Source organism: Vibrio harveyi (assembly GCF_030060435.1).
GTDB classification, from domain to species: Bacteria; Pseudomonadota; Gammaproteobacteria; order Enterobacterales; family Vibrionaceae; genus Vibrio; species Vibrio harveyi.
This window is the reverse complement of the sequence record NZ_CP125875.1, coordinates 1,865,630-1,883,179: the sequence shown is the minus strand read 5'-3', so window position 1 is coordinate 1,883,179 and position 17,550 is coordinate 1,865,630. Positions and strand designations below refer to the sequence as shown.

At 45.6% G+C, this 17,550-nt stretch carries 11 protein-coding genes and 1 pseudogene; 5 read left to right on the top strand and 7 right to left on the bottom strand.

The annotated features are described in order from the left end of the window. Window positions 1-34: 34 nt before the first annotated feature. On the bottom strand, window positions 35-1,813 hold the full coding sequence (locus tag QMY49_RS09000; protein ID WP_005450862.1) for a sodium:solute symporter family protein: 1,779 nt from the start codon (window positions 1,811-1,813) through the stop codon (window positions 35-37). 1,415 nt (window positions 1,814-3,228) lie between these two features. Here QMY49_RS09000 and QMY49_RS08995 point away from each other — a divergent pair. Then, the gene (locus tag QMY49_RS08995) at window positions 3,229-4,488 is read left to right on the top strand and encodes an alginate lyase family protein (protein WP_283311103.1); all 1,260 of its coding nucleotides are present in this window, start codon (window positions 3,229-3,231) and stop codon (window positions 4,486-4,488) included. A gap of 69 nt (window positions 4,489-4,557) precedes the next feature. Next, window positions 4,558-5,274, top strand: coding sequence for an oligogalacturonate-specific porin KdgM family protein (locus QMY49_RS08990; protein ID WP_005450860.1), 717 nt, complete (start codon window positions 4,558-4,560; stop codon window positions 5,272-5,274). 149 nt (window positions 5,275-5,423) lie between these two features. Here the strand turns inward: QMY49_RS08990 and QMY49_RS08985 are convergent. The 4 genes and pseudogenes from QMY49_RS08985 to QMY49_RS08970 form a co-directional block, all read right to left on the bottom strand. Continuing rightward, window positions 5,424-5,570 (bottom strand): annotated as a pseudogene (locus QMY49_RS08985) (DMT family transporter); the annotation flags it as partial. Between the two features lie 18 nt (window positions 5,571-5,588). Further along, complete coding sequence (locus QMY49_RS08980; RefSeq protein WP_029789096.1) at window positions 5,589-6,305, bottom strand: 3'-5' exonuclease; 717 nt, start codon at window positions 6,303-6,305, stop codon at window positions 5,589-5,591. Continuing rightward, a complete protein-coding gene (locus QMY49_RS08975) occupies window positions 6,305-8,167 on the bottom strand; it encodes a putative nucleotidyltransferase substrate binding domain-containing protein (protein WP_049535736.1) in 1,863 nt (620 codons plus the stop codon). Before QMY49_RS08975 ends, QMY49_RS08980 begins: the two co-directional genes overlap by 1 nt. Window positions 8,168-8,344: 177 nt before the next feature. Next, window positions 8,345-9,064 carry a FadR/GntR family transcriptional regulator gene (locus tag QMY49_RS08970; RefSeq protein WP_005450857.1) on the bottom strand — a complete coding sequence of 240 codons (720 nt, stop codon included), beginning with the start codon at window positions 9,062-9,064 and terminating at the stop codon, window positions 8,345-8,347. Window positions 9,065-9,432: 368 nt separating this feature from the next. On the opposite strand from QMY49_RS08970, the gene QMY49_RS08965 reads away from it, so the two are divergent. The 3 genes from QMY49_RS08965 (at window position 9,433) to QMY49_RS08955 (ending at window position 12,522) form a co-directional block, all read left to right on the top strand. Continuing rightward, complete coding sequence (locus tag QMY49_RS08965) at window positions 9,433-10,209, top strand: SDR family NAD(P)-dependent oxidoreductase (RefSeq protein WP_188015239.1); 777 nt, start codon at window positions 9,433-9,435, stop codon at window positions 10,207-10,209. Window positions 10,210-10,328: 119 nt separating this feature from the next. Then, window positions 10,329-11,045: a FadR/GntR family transcriptional regulator gene (locus tag QMY49_RS08960; protein ID WP_005450855.1), complete on the top strand. Its 717-nt coding sequence runs from the start codon at window positions 10,329-10,331 to the stop codon at window positions 11,043-11,045. A gap of 187 nt (window positions 11,046-11,232) precedes the next feature. Then, the gene (locus QMY49_RS08955; RefSeq protein WP_017188222.1) at window positions 11,233-12,522 is read left to right on the top strand and encodes an MATE family efflux transporter; all 1,290 of its coding nucleotides are present in this window, start codon (window positions 11,233-11,235) and stop codon (window positions 12,520-12,522) included. 475 nt (window positions 12,523-12,997) lie between these two features. On the opposite strand, the gene QMY49_RS08950 is transcribed toward QMY49_RS08955, so the two are convergent. Together QMY49_RS08950 and QMY49_RS08945 are read right to left on the bottom strand one after the other, a co-directional pair. Continuing rightward, on the bottom strand, window positions 12,998-15,163 hold the full coding sequence (locus QMY49_RS08950) for a heparinase II/III domain-containing protein (protein ID WP_009703185.1): 2,166 nt from the start codon (window positions 15,161-15,163) through the stop codon (window positions 12,998-13,000). 2 nt (window positions 15,164-15,165) lie between these two features. Beyond that, window positions 15,166-17,331, bottom strand: coding sequence for a heparinase II/III domain-containing protein (locus QMY49_RS08945; protein WP_053050721.1), 2,166 nt, complete (start codon window positions 17,329-17,331; stop codon window positions 15,166-15,168). Window positions 17,332-17,550: the final 219 nt, after the last annotated feature.

Below are 17,550 nucleotides of genomic sequence, written 5' to 3'. Positions count from 1 at the left end.
AGAAGACGACCGCTTAATTAGAGAAGGGAGGAATCTAGCTTTCTGTAACCGTTTCTGAAGCTTGCTCTACTTTGTCGTCAACCGCTTTTACAAGCAGTAGACCAACAGCAAGAACAATCACACCACAGAAGACGAAGATTAGGCGTCCCCACATTGGGTTAGGCAGAACAAACATGGTCATCACGCCAACACCTGCAACCGCAATCAGTGAGCCAAGCATGCGGCGTTGTTTGTTATCCAGTTTCTTCTGTTCTGTAGACTCAGATACAAGTGGTGTCGCTAGGTTTTCGAAGAATTTGTCTACGTTCTTTTGACGCTCTTCTGAAAGCGGCTTGTAGAACAATGTCGACATCATGAAGAAGCCAGCGGTGAAGACTAGGTGAGCGATCAGACCGATAGCAACTTTCAAGTCAGACCATTCGCGACCTGTTAACGGCTCTAGGTTAAACCAGTTTTGAACCATGTCTGCTGTGATGACGAAGCCAACAAAGTAAGAGACGATACCACCCATGACTAGCGTGCCCCAGCCAGCCCAGTCTGGCGTTTTCTTAATAAAGAAGCCGCAGAACGCAGGGATGGTCATTGGGAAGCCGATTAACGCGCCCACATACATCATGGTGTCGAACAGGCTTAGCCCCTTCAGTGAGTTGATGAACAGAGCAACCAAGATGATGGCAACACCAAAGAACGTCGAGGTCAGCTTAGATACCACCACAAGCTCTTTTTCTGTTGCTTGAGGGCGAAGGATTGGCTCGTAGAAGTTCTTAACGAAGATGCCTGAGTTGCGGTTTAGACCAGAGTCCATAGAAGACATGGTCGCTGCGAACATGGCGGCAATCAGTAGACCCACCATACCTGCTGGCATGTACTCTTGTACGAAGTAAAGGTACGCGAAGTCACCAGCTTTAGAACCTGCATCTGGGTATTGTGCTGCTAGGTCAATACCTTGACCTGCAATGAACCAAGAAGGCATGAACCAAATTAGTGGACCCATTGTCATTAATAAACAAGCCAATAGAGCTGCTTTTTTCGCGTTCTTAGAGTCTTTTGCTGCAAGGTAGCGGTAAGAGTTCAGCATGTTGTTGGTGATACTGAACTGCTTAAAGAAGATAAAGAATGCCCAAATACCGAAGATGCTTAGGTAATTCAGGTTGTTACCTGAAACAAATGATGCGCCTTCTTCTACAGGGAAATTATTGATGATCTCTGTAACGCCACCGCCTTGAACGATCGCCACAACCGCACAGGTTACCGTTACTGCCATAATGATGACCATCTGCATGAAGTCAGAAGCGATAACCGCCCAAGAGCCGCCCGTTACCGACATTACAAGTACAACAAGACCTGTCACTATGATTGTGGTGGTCATATCGAAGCCGAATATGCCCGATGCGATGATTGCCAGACCATTCAACCAGATACCTGCTGAGATTACGCTGTTTGGCATGCCAGACCAAGTAAACACTTGCTCGTTGAACTTGCCGAAACGCATACGAATTGCCTCTATAACCGTCACGACGCGTAGCTGACGGAACTTAGGCGCAAAGTAGAGGTAGTTCATTAGGTAACCGAATGCGTTAGCTAAGAAGATGACGGCCACCGCAAAGCCATCAGCATAGGCTTTACCAGCTGCGCCAGTAAACGTCCATGCACTGAACTGCGTCATAAATGCGGTTGCACCTACCATCCACCAAAGCATGCTGCCGCCGCCTCGGAAGTAGTCACTGGTGGTACTGGTAAACGTTCTGAACATCCAACCTATTGCAATTAAGAATAGAAAGTAGATGCCTACAATAAGGGTATTGAGTTCCATCTTTAGACCTTTTGATAGTTATTTAATGTCTTGAGGTAATACTAACTATCAGTCTGTTTATTTGTAGTACAATAACTCAAAAGCGTGACGAATGATCCGGAATGGGTTATTTCAATAATCATACAAGTGATCGTGATCGAATATTGACATTGCACTCAAAAAGGGAAAGGAAAACCACTACAACATCACATTAATCTATCAATAAATTGGATGTGTACGAGGTACGTTCAGTGGGATTTCTAGGTTTAGATATCAAAGGGTATAACGGTGTAAGAAGGTAGGAAGTATCATTAGATTTGTATGACTATTTAAGATAAAAAAACGCCCACGACATGCCTGTAATGCGTGGGCGAAAAACGGTATTGATACCGTCTGAGCCAATGGCTCTGTTGGATTGCAATAGAACAGTGAAACGCGGTTCTGGATGTAGCTGAAAGATACTCGAGGGGTATACCTTTCATCGCTGCTAAGCACGTTACGCTGTAAGATCTTCGACAATCATTGCAAAGTTCAACAAAGCTAAGCTCTTTAAAGTGTTGTTATGATATGGGAGCAACTATACCAATCGACACAAGTCATTATCCCTGTCGTCTAGATTTCGACGTTATATTTATGCCGATTGGTATTAACGATCTCCGCTTAACTTTCTCCACTTAATTAATGATTACTGACGAATAAAGCGTTTTCATTGGCTTATTGTCCGTCAATAGCAAGCCTAAACTGGTCGCTGGTCGCTGGTCGCGATGGGGCGTGGCGACAAAAAGAACAATCTCTACACCCACTTAAGTCCGATGAGGACGACAACGGTAGGGAGCAACAACAAGCTGCTCAGGACCATTAAAACTTGAGCAAAAGTGAGTAGGGATGACAAAACAGTATTCTTCAATGTTGAAATTTTCACCGGGTGAATCCATCCTGCTCGCTTTGCTTTGCCTCTATTGGCTATTTCTGCTGCTTGCTCACCTTTCTATCTACTTATGTCTCAGCCTTACATAAGTGATCTTCGCTTCTGTTGCGTCGAGCCCTATTCATTTCATCTCTAAAAACCAAGGATGCTTAACCTGTAATTTGACTCTATGTAGGAAAGATCATGGCGAAAAGCACACGTCAACAGTAACTTTATGTTCTGTGTCTCAAAATCTCCAAATGATTATATTGTATGACAAATAAAGGTAAACTAAGTTGGTGTAAAAATATGCGGTAGAGCACACTTTTGCCCTAAATATTAAGACAATTAAAAACAGTGAAACAGCCTTAATATATTTAATATCAATAGCTTATTTAATTAAGTGGAAGTTGTAATAGAGCTTTGCAATGTGGATAAATCATACAATTAGATCTAATTCACAGATCGCTCAACATCGGTTGGGTACTATATTTGTAGTATTTTAACTCAAGATAAAAGGCCGATAATAATGAAACCCCTACGACCTCTACATCTAGCAACCTGCCTCAGCACCATTCTTTTCAGTGCTAACACTCTTGCTGCAGACTTTGTGTTTCTTGATGAAGCAACGCTTGAACAAAACCGCGCTGTTTTACAGTCAGATAAAGCGAGCGATTCAATGAAAGACGCGTACGATCGTCTGATTGAAGAAGCAGAACTGGCAATGAAAGATGGCCCGTTCACGGTTACCGCGAAAGGCATGACTCCACCAAGCGGTAGCAAAAACGATTACATGAGTATCAGCCCTTACTGGTGGCCAGATGAATCCAAAGAAGATGGTCTTCCTTGGGTCCGCCATGATGGCAAAACTAACCCTGCTTCGAAAACGGCGGAAACAGATTCTAAACGCATAGGTCATTTCACGCGCTCTGTCCGTGCACTTGCGTTGGCTTATTACTTCAGTCAAGACGAGAAATACGCAAACCAAGGTATTGAGTATGTTCGCACTTGGTTTATGAATGACGAAACCAAGATGAACCCGAACGTGAATTACGGGCAGGGAGTTCCTGGACGAGCAGAAGGACGTCGTGGCGGCATCATTGATACACGTACGCTGGCAGATCGCATGCTGGATTCCATTGCCATCCTATCGCTTTCTCCAGCTTGGACGGATAAAGACGAACAGCAAATCACACAATGGTACGGCGAGTACTTAGATTGGTTGATTGTTGATGACTTATCAGGTGGTCCGAAAGGCGAAGCGGCAGCGGCGAACAACCACGGCACTTGGTATGACTTCCAAGTCGCGAGTATTGCTTACTTCTTAGGTAATGAGCCTCTAGCAAAACAGATGGTTCAAAAGGGCAAGATGCGTGTAGACACTCAGTTTGAAAAAGACGGTTCTCAACCTCATGAAATCGAACGCACTCGTGCTTACCACTACCACTACTTCAGCTTAGATCCATTGGTCGGCATCGCTCAAATCGGTGACAAAGTGGGCATCGACCTCTGGCACTACCAAAACAAGAAAGGTGGCTCGTTAGCACAAGGCATTCAGCTAATGGCGACTTATCAAGATCCAGCGTCTGACTGGCCATACACCGCAAAAGACAATCCACGCCGAGTAGAACGCATGACACCAATTTACCTAAAAGCAGGTGTGGCGATGGAGAAACCTGAATGGGTGAAACTGGCAACAGAAACCGACTTTAGCCAATTCACAGTGAAGAAGAATTTGGCAGAAGTTTGGGCTCAGCGCGATATCGAATTGCTTTACCCAAAACAATAAAACCCTAGAAGGGCGGCGTGTAATGCGTCGCCACTTTGAAAAACTATTTATCTACAGTGGAACACTACTATGACATCTAAAAAACAAATTGCTTTAGCGATCGCGACCACCCTTTTTGCAGGCAGTATTTCAGCCGCATCACTAGACTTCCGTGAAGAATACAAACACGATTCAGAACAATGGGCAGGTCGTATTAAGATCAGTGGTAGCACTGGCAATCATTACTACGGCGTTGAAATGAAGCACACAGGCAACCTAAGTGAACTTCAGCGCGGTGACAGTGAGTTTGAATATGGTTACCACTTCAAATTGGATGACCACTGGCGTATTACTACTTCGATGCCAATTACGTTTGGTGATGAAGCCGTAACATACAAACCTCAGGTTCGCGTTCAATACAAATTCGATTCTGGTATCACAACGAAGCTTCGCTACCGTCACGAATTCCGCAACTACGCATCGGGTAAAACTTCAACGGGCTTAGATGGTCAGCAACATGATTCACTAAACGCAGGCAAGATCACAGGTAATATCGATTACAACTGGAACGCATGGCAATTTGGCTTTGAAGCGAACTACAAAGAAGATTTCTTCAGTAATGAGTGGAAGCTTGGCAACCGTGACGGTAAATACGAGTGGGATTACAACCTAAAAGTGGGTTACAAAGAGAAAGGTTGGGATTGGCGTCCATACGTTGAGTTCGGCAACGTTCAGTGTAACAGCTCTTGTGATGACAGCTCATCGCGCCAGCTACGTAGCCGTGTTGGTGTCACGTACAGCTTCTAATCCAAGCGAATACAAATTTAGAGTCTTTCCAATAGCCCGCCCCGAAGCGGGCTATTTTTTTATGGCTTTCGCATGATTACAGTACAAGAGCATATCAACATGAACCTAAAAACGTCTGCATGATCTATGTTTAATCCACTTAGATTGGTAACTTGTCGGATTAACTGGCGAATAAAGACGTATTGAAAAGTGGGAACTTCGCCATTGAGCATTTTGAGTGACACGTTCGAAAGAGACGCAACCAAGTACGCCGCCACCAAAAGGAAGCTGGCGCTAGATACGTCAGATTTTTTCATATTCGAATGTATAGTGAGCTAGAGACTCAATCGATAAAGGGTACCGATGGTAGTTTTTCCTTGAGGTGTAATTCGAGTTTTTTGTGCCAACAACAACTCTGCTGTCGCGACCGCGTCCGCTAACGCATTATGTCCGTTGTACTCAGGCAAGCCATAACGAGCGCGAGTGCCTGACAGGGTGACATCAATTTCGTCACGAGGATTGATCGCTTTTTGTAAGTGCTTTTCAATGCACATAGTGTCGAGCCAAACCAAGGGCGGCTCGCAGAGTTTAAACACGCGCTGAAGATACTGATTGATGAACTGAGTTTCGACGACACAAGCGTGAGCGACTAAAATCTTGCCTTTGGCTGCGCAGAAGAATGCACGCATTGCATCATGGATAGAAACGCCTTCAGACAGCATTTGCGGCGTAATATGGTTGATCACGGCAGTTTCTGGCTTGATTTGCGAATCGCTATTAATGTACATGTGCTGACTGGTGGCAAGATCTACTTTGCCATGAACAATGTCGACCCAGCCGATTGATAAAATCAAATCTTCTTCGCTGTCTAATCCTGTCGTTTCCAAATCCAATACAATATAGCTGGCATCCTGAGCGAATTGCGTGGCGTCCAAATATGGCGTTTGAACCAACGCTTTGATGTGCTCTGGCATCGTTGTTTGCTTCGCGTATTGCTCACGCTTTCGATTCAGGCGTGAGCAAGGATGAAAGTGGTCTAAGATCCGCTTCATTAACGGCTCCCAAAGCGCACTTTCGCGGCTTCTTGCAAATCCGCAATAATACGGAAGGCGTCTTTCAGGTGTTGGCGTTCAAAGCTACCGAACGTGTTTGGGTCGATGTGGTTATTTGGTTCTTCACCGCGTTTAAGCGCCTCTAACTGATGACCAAAACGGAACGATAAGATGAACTGGTACGCGTTCAGGATGTTCTTGTACGCATCTTCACTCAATACACCCGCTTCATTGGCGGCTTTGAAACGCTCGTCGGTCGCGGTTAAATCACACTCAACTGCTAAACCGTAAATGCGCGCCAAATCAATGATTAGGTTGATGGCGTACTTTTTCACGTCTAGCGTCTTCTTATTCTCGCCGGATTTCTCCAAGACCAAACTGTTGAAGATGCCAAGCGGAGGGTTCGTGTTTACCGCATCATTCACCAGCATGGAAAGGAATTCACGGTTACTGCGAATGTTGGTGTGCAGTTCATCTCGCAAGATACTCTCGTAATCTTTATTGCCATAAAGGGTACGAATTTCCAAGAACACACTGATGTTCAGTAAACGTTCGTACTCTGGGTTGGCAACCCATTTCTTGTAGTACTTCTTCCAGACACTTAAAGGTTGGCACCACTTTGGCGTTGCGGCCATAAATTTGCCAGGACACAAAGGATAATCACAACTCGCAAGACCGTTACTGACGATCATAGCAAGATGCTTGAAGTAAATTCGGTCATTCTCCGTCGCGTGGTCAGCAAGGACAATCGCACTGTCTTGATCCGACAGCATGTGGACTTCGTTACGAGCGTGCGAACCTGCCACAATCCATGAGAACTTACATGGCGGAGGTCCAAGTTTATCAATCGCGATTTGAATCAAGCGGCGCGTGTAAGCGTCCATGATCATCGTCATCACTTTACCTATGACTTCCGGTGAAACGTGTCCATCAACCAGAGCTTCAAAGATAGCTTGGCGCTCTGGGGTAAAGCTCGACAGTGATTTTACGCTGCCCGCATATTTGATTTTTTCGATTAAGAAGATCGCTTGTACGCGGTGATTTTGTACAAGGTGCGTCGTAGTAAGAACACCTACGACCTTATTGCTCTCGACCAGCGGTAGATTGCGGATATTGTGTTGCATCATCATAGATGCAGCGTGTAAAACTAGGTCATCCGGTTTGATGGTCTGTGGATCGTGCGTCATGACCTCTGAAATAGGGCTGTCGGTACTTACCCCTTGCGCGATAACACGCTTGGTCATATCGCGGTCGGTAATTAAACCGACGATTTTGTCATTCTCATAAACCACGGCACAAGGTGAGCACTTAGTTAGCATTTCGTTGGCAACGGCTTGAATCGACTGGTCGGCTGTCACTACAGCAACGCGACCACTGGCGACTTCACCAACTCGGCGAATGAACAAACCTTTCTCTTTGTTGGACCAAACGACATCCAGTGCTGATTTCAAACGAACCTGTGCCTGTGAAGCAAAATGCTCCGCACATTCAGGGTGCGATTCAAACAATTTTTTGAGAGCAGAATTAGGAATTACGTACACCAGCGAGTTCTCAATAGCGATGGCTCGATAGCCCTTATTGCTGTCTATTTGCCTACCAAGAAAAGTAAAACCGAAAATGTCTTCAGGACCCAGTTTCGCGCGCAGTACACCATCAGACTTTCTTTGTTCCATGGAGCCTGTGCGGATGATATAGAGTGATTTCTCTTGCCCAGTCACGCATTGGTCAATGACTTCACCTTTGCCAAGGTAAGTAATCTGCACGTGCGATGCGAGTTCACGCAAAGCCGGTTTTGGAATTTTGTCGAATGGGTCGATTTGCCCAATAAATTGCAAGATGTTTGGCAGCAGAGATTCAGTCATAACACGGCACATTAGATGATTTAATTTGTATTATTATATATCTAAAACCATGCAAAGTATCATTGATTAGGAAAATTTTTGTGAAGGTCGAAGGGATCTTGAGAGGATAAGAAGGAAAGAGTAGACAAAAAAGCACGCGCTAGGGCGTGCTTTTTAATGTCAGATCTAGAAAGTGCTTTAGTTGACTGCGGTCAGGCGGTGCTTTGAATCGAGTAGGTGGTTTGCCGAAGCTTGGCGAGCCTTATCCGGGTTACCTGCCATAATTGCATCGTAAATCTGGCGGTGTTCTTTGATACACGTGCTACCTTCTTCCGAAGAGTGGGCAATGAAGTTCACGAACATGGTCGTCAGAATATTGCCAAACGGGAGGTAGAAATCGTTACCTGTCGCATTGAAGATTAGGCTGTGGAAACGGGTATCGACTTCCATCCAACGTGCTTGGTCAAATTCTTCGGCTTCTGCCACTTCAACCATTTGTTGGAAAGTTTCCGATAATTCAATTCGTTGCTCTGCTGTCGCGTGGATAGCTGCGAGTGCACAGGCTTCCGGTTCGATAGCTCGGCGTAAACCTAGGAACTGACTACAGAATTGGTCAGTGTCAGCAAGTCCGTCCATCCATTCAATTAATTGAGGATCCAAAAAGTTCCAGTAAGCGCGGTTGATAACACGCGTACCAACTTTAGGACGAGACTCTAACAGACCCTTCGACGTCAGCAATTTTACTGCTTCACGTAATGCGGTGCGGCTAATGCCAAATTGCTCACAAAGAACCATTTCACCGGGTAGGATAGAACCTTGAGGGAGCTTACCAGACAAAATGCCACGAGCGATTTCACGTGCAACTTGCACATGAAGGCTTCGCTTCGAGCCTGAGATAGAATGAAATTCGCCAGACATAATCTTCACTTAATTGCTAAATATGTATTATTTAAGCCGTACTATAGCACTCCTACACCCCTGTACCAAGCGGATGTTAACGTAATATAAGAGGGGTCACAGAACCTTTCTTTGCAGCAGGCACAATCAATGTTTGCGTTGACTTCAGCCTATTCTCTCAATCGTTTTGAACGCTATCAACTTGTTAAATTATTCATACAAATAATAGCTCAAAAATTCAGCACACTGTGACCAGAAGCACAATTGCGGTTCAAAAATGACGAATTTTGCCAGTTCTCACTCAATTGATAGTAAATACGCTTGCAGAAGAAAGATCTTATTGTATGATTTATTAGTTCGGCACGAATAACTAACATAGGTAAACCGTAATGTTTAACGATTTGAAAGGTAAACGCGTACTTATCACTGGCTCTACAGCAGGTATGGGCTTAGCGGCTGCACGCGTGTTTGCAAAATACGGCGCAAAAATCGGCATCAACAGTCATCAAGCTGGTCCGGATGCCGATGCTGCGGTAACCGAGCTTACCGCACTTGGTGGTGATGTGAAGTTTTTCCAAGCAAATCTTATGGTGACCGCTGATTGCGAAAAACTGGTTGAGGAGTTCACTGATCATTTCGGTGGCATGGACGTGCTAATCAACAACGCTGGTGGTCTTGGCGGTCGTGAAAACCTAGAAAACATTGATGATGAGTTTTACAACCGTGTAATGGATCTGAACGCACGTTCAGCGTTAATGACAACCAAATATTCAATCCCACACCTACGTACGTCGGCTGCAGAATCTGGTGAAACTGCTTGTGTGATTAGTACTGGTTCAATCGCTGCTCGCGAAGGTGGTGGTGTTGGTGCAGGCATCTACGCAGCATCAAAAGCGTGGTTGCATGACATTCACCGTAACTGGGTGAAAGAGTTCACTAAAGACAATATCCGTTTCAACATCGTTTCACCGGGCACAATCGACACAGCATTCCACGATGGTAAGTCTGATGAGTTGAAAGCGGCGATCGCAAATGGCATTCCAATGGGACGCTTTGGTCGAATCGACGAAGTTGCACCAACATTTGCTTTCTTCGCTTCACATGCATGTGCGGGTTACATCACTGGTCAAGTTCTGGATGTAAATGGTGGTCAAATGGCGCCATAAGCGCTGACCCATTTCGTTTCAGACGAATACACTGACCTCAAAAAGCCAGCTTCGTCTGGCTTTTTTTGATCATTTATTGAGTGCCAAAGCACTGGAAACATAATTATAAGGAGCGTCAAATGGCAAAATTTTCTCTTGTGGAAGATTCACACCGCAAGATTCATGTGCAAGTTGCCAGGCAAATCGCCCGCAAAATACTGTCAGGTGAGCTAAATCAAAATGAAAGGCTACCGAATGAAATGGAACTCTGTGACGCATTTGGGGTGAGTCGTACGGCATTGCGCGAATCAACCAAACTGCTTTCAGCAAAAGGGTTGATCGAGTCTAAGCCAAAAGTAGGGACAACAGTTCGTGCGCGTAATAATTGGCATTTTCTCGATCCACAACTCTTGGAATGGATTCAAGATTTAGAAGATACCGAGCCGTTTCTGGCTCAGTTTTTGGGGCTACGTAAAGCGATTGAGCCTGAGGCATGTGCCTTGGCTGCAAGTAACGCAACGGCAGAGCAAAGAAAGGAATTGTCGGTCATTTTTCAGCGTATGACCATGGCAGCCAGTCGCTATGACTATGACGATTGGACGGTCAACGACCACCTGTTTCACCAGACAATTTTCTTGTCCACGGGTAACCAATTCTATATTCCGTTTGGCAATATTCTCTCGACCATCTTTAAGCTGTTTATCGATCATTCAGCTGAAGGTGGTCGATTCTGCATTGAAGAGCATCGTGAAATTTATGACGCCATCATGGCGGGCAATGGCGATCAAGCTCGGTTAGCGTCGCACACTTTGCTGAATGACGAAAACCAAAAACTGTCCCAGGTCGTTAACGGTTGATGAATCAACATATGTTTGGCTTTGCCCCATGAATATGAAAAGGGGGGCAGAGCCAAGGTTTTAATGACAACCGCTTGTTGTGTTAGCGGTTCTCTGTGACAACTTTGAAAGGTCTAGCATGTCTTCCCAACCCTATATAAGAAAAAATCTGTCCCTTGCTTGGCCTCTGGCCTTGAACGCACTGTTAATGCAGTCGATGTTAATGATCGACACCTTCCTAGTATCACCGCTCGGTGAAGTTTCTCTTGCTGCCATGGGTATTGCTACCACTATCGTCTCCTTTGTTTTAGGTATACAAATGGCGTTGGCGAACGGTTCACAGTTGGTACTTAGCCGTGCGGTCGGATCTGGGCAACATTTGTCGCTCAACAAAGGCTTCTGGGCGGGCTTAATTATCAACGTTTTGGTCGCGGTTTTGTTTTGGACATTAATTACCGCCTTCGACAAAGCGCTGATCAGTAAGTTAACCGATAATGTCGCCCTTTATGCAGAGACTGAACGCTACCTTGCTGTTGCTAAGTTCATCATTATTTTCAACGCCATTACTCAAGTGATGATCGCTTTGTTTAATGCACTTGGTCGAACCAAAGTGCCGTTTAAAGGTTACTTGATTGAGTTGCCAGTGAACATGGCAATGTCTTATGTGCTGATTCACGGATTAGCAGGCTTTGAGGGGATTGGTGTGCAAGGTGCAGCGGCAGGCAGCTTAATCGCGATCACCATTCGACTGTCGTATTTGACTCTCTGTATCAAGTTAGATGACTCCATTGTCTTGTCGACTAAAAATCTGGATGCTTCACTGAAGAGAAACACACTCAATCACTTTAAAGAGATTTTCCCTGTTGCAGCAAACGTGACCATGCTGCAAACCGGTGCGACCATTTACATGTTGCTGTACTCGCAGCTTACCTTGAACGCCTACGTAGCTATGACCATTGTGATGCCTTGGATTAAAGCAGGTACACAGTTCATCACCGCTTGGGCACACTCGTCGGCGATTACGATCAGTCAAGCTATCGGGTCACGACAAATGGATGAGTTACGTAAGAACGTTGATATCAGCATCGATATGGCAGTGATGATCTCGTTTGTATCCGCTGCCTTTTTCCTTGCGTTGAGTTTCGTTCTTCCAGATTTGTATCCAGATTTGGACCCGACTACATACGTTGCACTTGCTTCCATTGCCCCGCTGTACATTTTGTTGCCAATTGTGCGTGGCTATAACACGGTGCATGGGCATGTTTTACGTGCATTAGGTAAGACAACGGAAGTATTCAAGATTAACTTCACTGGTCAGTGGATCGTGTCTATCCCGTTATGTGCGTTAATCATTCTGCATTGGGACCTTTCTTTTTTCTGGGCGTTCGCCGTCATGCCATTTGAGGAGATAGTAAAAGCGCTACCATTTAGGCATTTGGCGCGTAAATCCCTTAATGAGTTTGATTTAAAGAAAGCAGAGAAGCTTATGTATGATTAATAAGTAAGTTGTCATCTGATTAAAAGCCCTCAACGACGAGGGCTTTTTTATGCCAGTTGCTTGCTCACTATGGAAGGGAGACAACCGATGATAGGGGGCTTTTAGCACCGATTTCTACGGATAAGGTACTCAGTGAAAGGGGCGTTTTAAGTGATAGGTCAGATTCTAGAGGAACAAGAAGCCCTCGCTTTGAAAAGCCCAAAACATTGGTCAAGTTGGTGGAGTTTTGTTCTCTAAGTTAAAGCTAAACCGCAAGTAACCTGATAGCTAATGATTAATTTCAAACATCCCTAATCAGCAGAGTCCTGTGGTTAGGTGCTTTTTGTGCCTTCAATAAAACACGTACAAACGATTTGTTTTGATAAAACTGAGAGAGACTTAGTGATTTGAATTGAAAGAAAAAAAGCCGAACATAGCGTCCGGCTTTGAATTAGTTCCCGATTTTTTACATTAATTTTTAGTGGCTATCTAAAGATTAAATTTGTGCGAATGCGCCTTCCCAAGTGTAAGCCACACCGTCGAATTCAACGCGATGTGCAGCGTTTTGCTTGTCTTCATCTAAGTTGCAAATAGCGAACAGATAAGCGTTGCCTGTTGTGGTTTGCAGACGAATCACAGTACCCACTTCGTTGTTGCCAACGACGGTTACTGACTCAACTAGGCCACGAGCGCCAACCGATGCTTCGATAGACTCGTTGAAGTAACCGTGTGTTTCTAGCACTGAGGCAAACACGTGGTTCTGACCTGATTGACGTAGGATAAGTGCTGGTTCGCTCTTCAAGTTGAAGTCTGGATCATTTGCGCCTGTGCGGGTGAAGAACACTTTGCTGCCGTTAGTTGCGCTTGTGATTAGCGAGTAGTAGCTGTTGTCGTGCAGCCAGCTTACCAGTGAACTGCCTTCGACTTGACCAGAACCGATGTTCCATAGGTGCTGGTAGCCGTTGTCTTCGCCCATTGGACGCAGCGTGCTTTCTACATCGTATTCAAAATCCGTACGGATGATTTGACCAGAGTAGTGCACTGGCAGGTCGTATTGGTGTTCTTGATCTGCTTCGATGCGGTAAACATCAATCACAAGCGGTTTTTCAAATTCTGGCAACTCAGCAAGAATGATGCTGCGCTGCATGTCTACGCCGTTGTAATAACCAGAGATGCGACCGCTCATGCCTTGCAGTTTTTCGTCATCAGCTTTGAAGAAGTGCTTAGAACCGAACTTGGTTTCTGCTAGCGCTGTGTCGAAGTTGTTTTGTGTCTTTTGATCAACCGTTACTGTGTTGTGTGCGACCGTCTGCTTACAGTAAGACTTGTTCTCTGGGATGTAACGACCGCCAAATTTAGGCTCAACGTTTACCCAGCGACCAAAGCCGTAATCGTGCAGCACTTCATGACCGCGGTTAAACACGCTCAGGTGTAAACCATCGTAGTGACCGTGGTCTAGCGCTGAGTGGTACTGGTGATCGGAGCCGTGTTGACCAAACCAGATAAGCGCCATTGTGTCGTCGTCTTGCTCGTCACGGTGACGAAGAATGCTTACGCCGCCTTTTTCGCCCTCTGGACCGTCTGTTACGAATAGGCTACCCCAGTTGAATGGTTTGATGTTATCTGCGGCTGCAACTGCGTCAGACAATGTTTTACCTGAGATATGAACCCAAACGTCTTGCTGGTGGTCTGCCATACCAAGTAGCGTTTCAGACTGCTCGTAACGGTGGAAACATACTGACGTAGCCATGATTACGCCTTCATCATTGATCGAAATCGTCTTCGATGAATCGTTCAACGCTGGCAAAGTACCATCTGGGAATGCCGTCTTAAATACGGCATAAGACGTGGTCTTGATGACCGAGTCGTTGAACTCGTAAATACCAAGCTCAGGCTGACGACGCTCAATCGCTTCTGCGAATAGGTAGATTGGACGTAGCGAGAAACGGTGGTAATAAGGACCTTCCATGTAGTAGCCGTCTGGCGAGAACAACTGGTCTAACTGAGCTAGGAAGCCGCCGCTGACCTTGTCCAGTTTCAAGCCGTAAAGCGCTTTGTCTACCGCATCTTGATCGTTAATTGCGTAACCACAAATACCCACAGCGGCTACTGCCCATAGACCGTGGTTGTGTACGATGTCGAAGTCGTGACCGTAAGTGACCACGAACAGCTCAATCATTTGCTTGAACAGGTCGTTCTCAATCAGTGATTTTTGCTCTTCTTCCAATGTGTGGTAAATGCAGCTGTACGCACAAGAGGCGTATAGCATCCACATGTTCTCGTTAAGAGTTTGGTGGAAGATCTTACCCGGAGGGTTAGAGTCACGGCTGGTGTTGCTTTCTAGCGTCGGGTAAACCTTCGCGTAAGCCGTTAGCATGTCCACGATGTAATCGCGGTATTTTTGTTCGCCAGTGATAAGGAATAGGCGACCCGCTAGATCAATGTGGATGTAGTTTTGTTTGTGACGGTTATGCTCGTAACCGCCGCCTTCGCCGTGACCTGGAACTTCAATACCTACCTCTGCCATGTAAGCGTCAGTTTGTTTGATGTCACGTGCTAGTGCATTTCCTAATAGGCTATCCGTGCCAAGTGCTTTGCTTAGTTCTGCCGCTTCTTCAAAGTTCATTAATAGCGGTTGGTAAGACTGGGTTTGGTAGCTCATTATTATTTCTCCTGCCCGAATGCGTTCACTTCTAGAGAGTAGAAGCCATTCCAGCTGTAGGTTTTACCGTTCATTTCTACTTGGTGTGGGGTTTGGTCATCAGCGCCTAGAACATTGCTGATCATCACAGTAACCAGTGATTTTTCAGTCGTGATTTCTACGATGCTGCCAACGGCGTTGTAACCCACGACGCGGATATCTTTCACCTGACCACGTGCATTCACCGATTGCTCAAACTCTTCGTTGAAGTAGCCGTGTGTTTCTAGCACAGAAGCAAATAGCGTCGATTCACCCTTGCTGCGTAGAATGAATGCCGGTTCGCTACGTAGGTTAAAGCTTGGGTCATTGGCGCCAGTGCGAGTGAAGATCACTTCATTATCACCGTTCTGCTTCGCACTGCTGCTTGTGCCTAACCAAGTGTAGTAGGTGTTGTTTTGTAGCCAGCTAACCAATGCCATATCTTGCGTTTTTCCGCTTGCTACTTTCCAAAGGTGCTGGTAACCGAAGTCATCGCCAAGCGTGTTCAGCTCACCAAAGCTTTGGTAATCGAAGTTAGTACGTACGATTTGACCATCGTATTGATGAGAGTAGTCGTACTGATGTTCGCCTTCACCTTCAATGCGGTAAAGGTCTAACAATAGCGGTGCTTCAAGCTCATCGAGGTTAAGCATGAACACACTGCGCTGCATGTCTGTTTTAGGGTAGTGGTCGTTCGCAAACGCGCTCATACCGTTGATTTCAGTGCCTTCTACTTTGAAGAAGTGAGGCAAACCGTGCACTGAATCAGCGCGATCTACATCGAAACCATTCTGACATTGCTCATCAATCGTTACCGCGTTATGCGCGATAGTTTGACGTGCGTACGATTTGTTTTCGTCTAGGTAACGACCGCCGAATTTAGGCTCAACGTTTACCCAGCGACAGAAGCCGTATTCACGCAGCACTTCTTGACCACGATTGAAGAAGGTAATGCCAAGCGTATCGAAGTTACCATGTCCCATGCCGTGTTGACCGTAGTTCATCACAAGCTGTGACACATCACCGGTTTTATCCTGCATACGGATAAAGCCTTGTGCACCGTTGTTGCCAGTTGGACCTTCGTTAAGTTCCACACTTGGCCAGAAAGGTATACCGATTTCACGGTCTGCGATTGCTTTATCGTAAGCTTGAGAAAGCTCTAGACCGCATGGGTGCATCCAAACGGCGTTTTGAATCTTCGCCATGCCTAGAATGTTGTCATCCAAGCCGTAGTGCTTGCTGTAAACGCTCACTGCAACTTGAACACCCATATCGGTAATGCTCATGGTACGAGATGCGTCGTTTAGGGCTGGGAACTCACCATTCGGGTAAGCTGTTGCCAGCATCGCCTGTACTGTGTTGCCAATCACTTTGTCTTTGTAGTTGTAGATGTCTACTTCAGGCATGTGACGGTGTACCACTTCTGCGAATACACAAGTTGGACGAATCGCATAACGATGGTAGTACGGACCTTCCATGTAGTAACCAGAAGGTGCGAACAGTTGTGAGATTTGCGCTAGGAAGCCGCCAGTATCATCACGATCTTGACCATACACAGACATCTCTAGATATTCAGGTTTGCCAATAGCTAGACCACAAATACCAACAGCCGCCACTGCCCAGATACCGTGGTTGTGAATACGGTCGAAATCGTGCGCGTATTTCACGGTGAACATGTCTAGCATTGGTTCGAAAATGCGCTCAACAACCGCAGTGCGCTCTTCTTCTGTCATCACTGATGCCACGCAAGAGTAGGCAAGACTAGTAAACATTAACCAACAGTGTTCATTAAGGATCTGGTGGAAAAGACGACCTGTAGGGTTAGTGTTTTTCTGTACGTGGAAATCAAAGGTGAGGTACTTCTCTGCGTAAATAGCGAGAAGATCTTTAACGAACTGCGCGTACTTTTCTTCTTGAGTGATCAAGAACAAACGACCCGCTAAGTTCATGTAGGTATAGTTTTGTTTGTGGCGGTTGTGCTCGTAGCCACCCGCTTCGCCGTGACCTGGGACGTCTAGAGGCAGACGCATGAAGGCTTCAAGTTCCTTGCGATTCGCTTCAATGGATTTGCCCATCAAGCTCGGCTTTCCGACTTCCTTTCTTAGTAGTTCGACTTCTGCTTCAGTCAACAAAATCGGTTGTGTAGTCATTTCTTTACCACCCTCAGATGAAGTGTGTTGTTTTCTTAAACTTTCTATAAAGTAATACAATATTAGGTTTGGGTGTAGTTTTTGTGGCAAAAAGGGAGAGTGAAATCACGCGATTTTAGTTAACTTATTGATTTTTAATGCGGCGGTAATCCTTTGTGTGGCTGATATTTCTACGTTATCAATCGTTGAGTGGAATGCTTTAGGTCTCTCCATTTGATG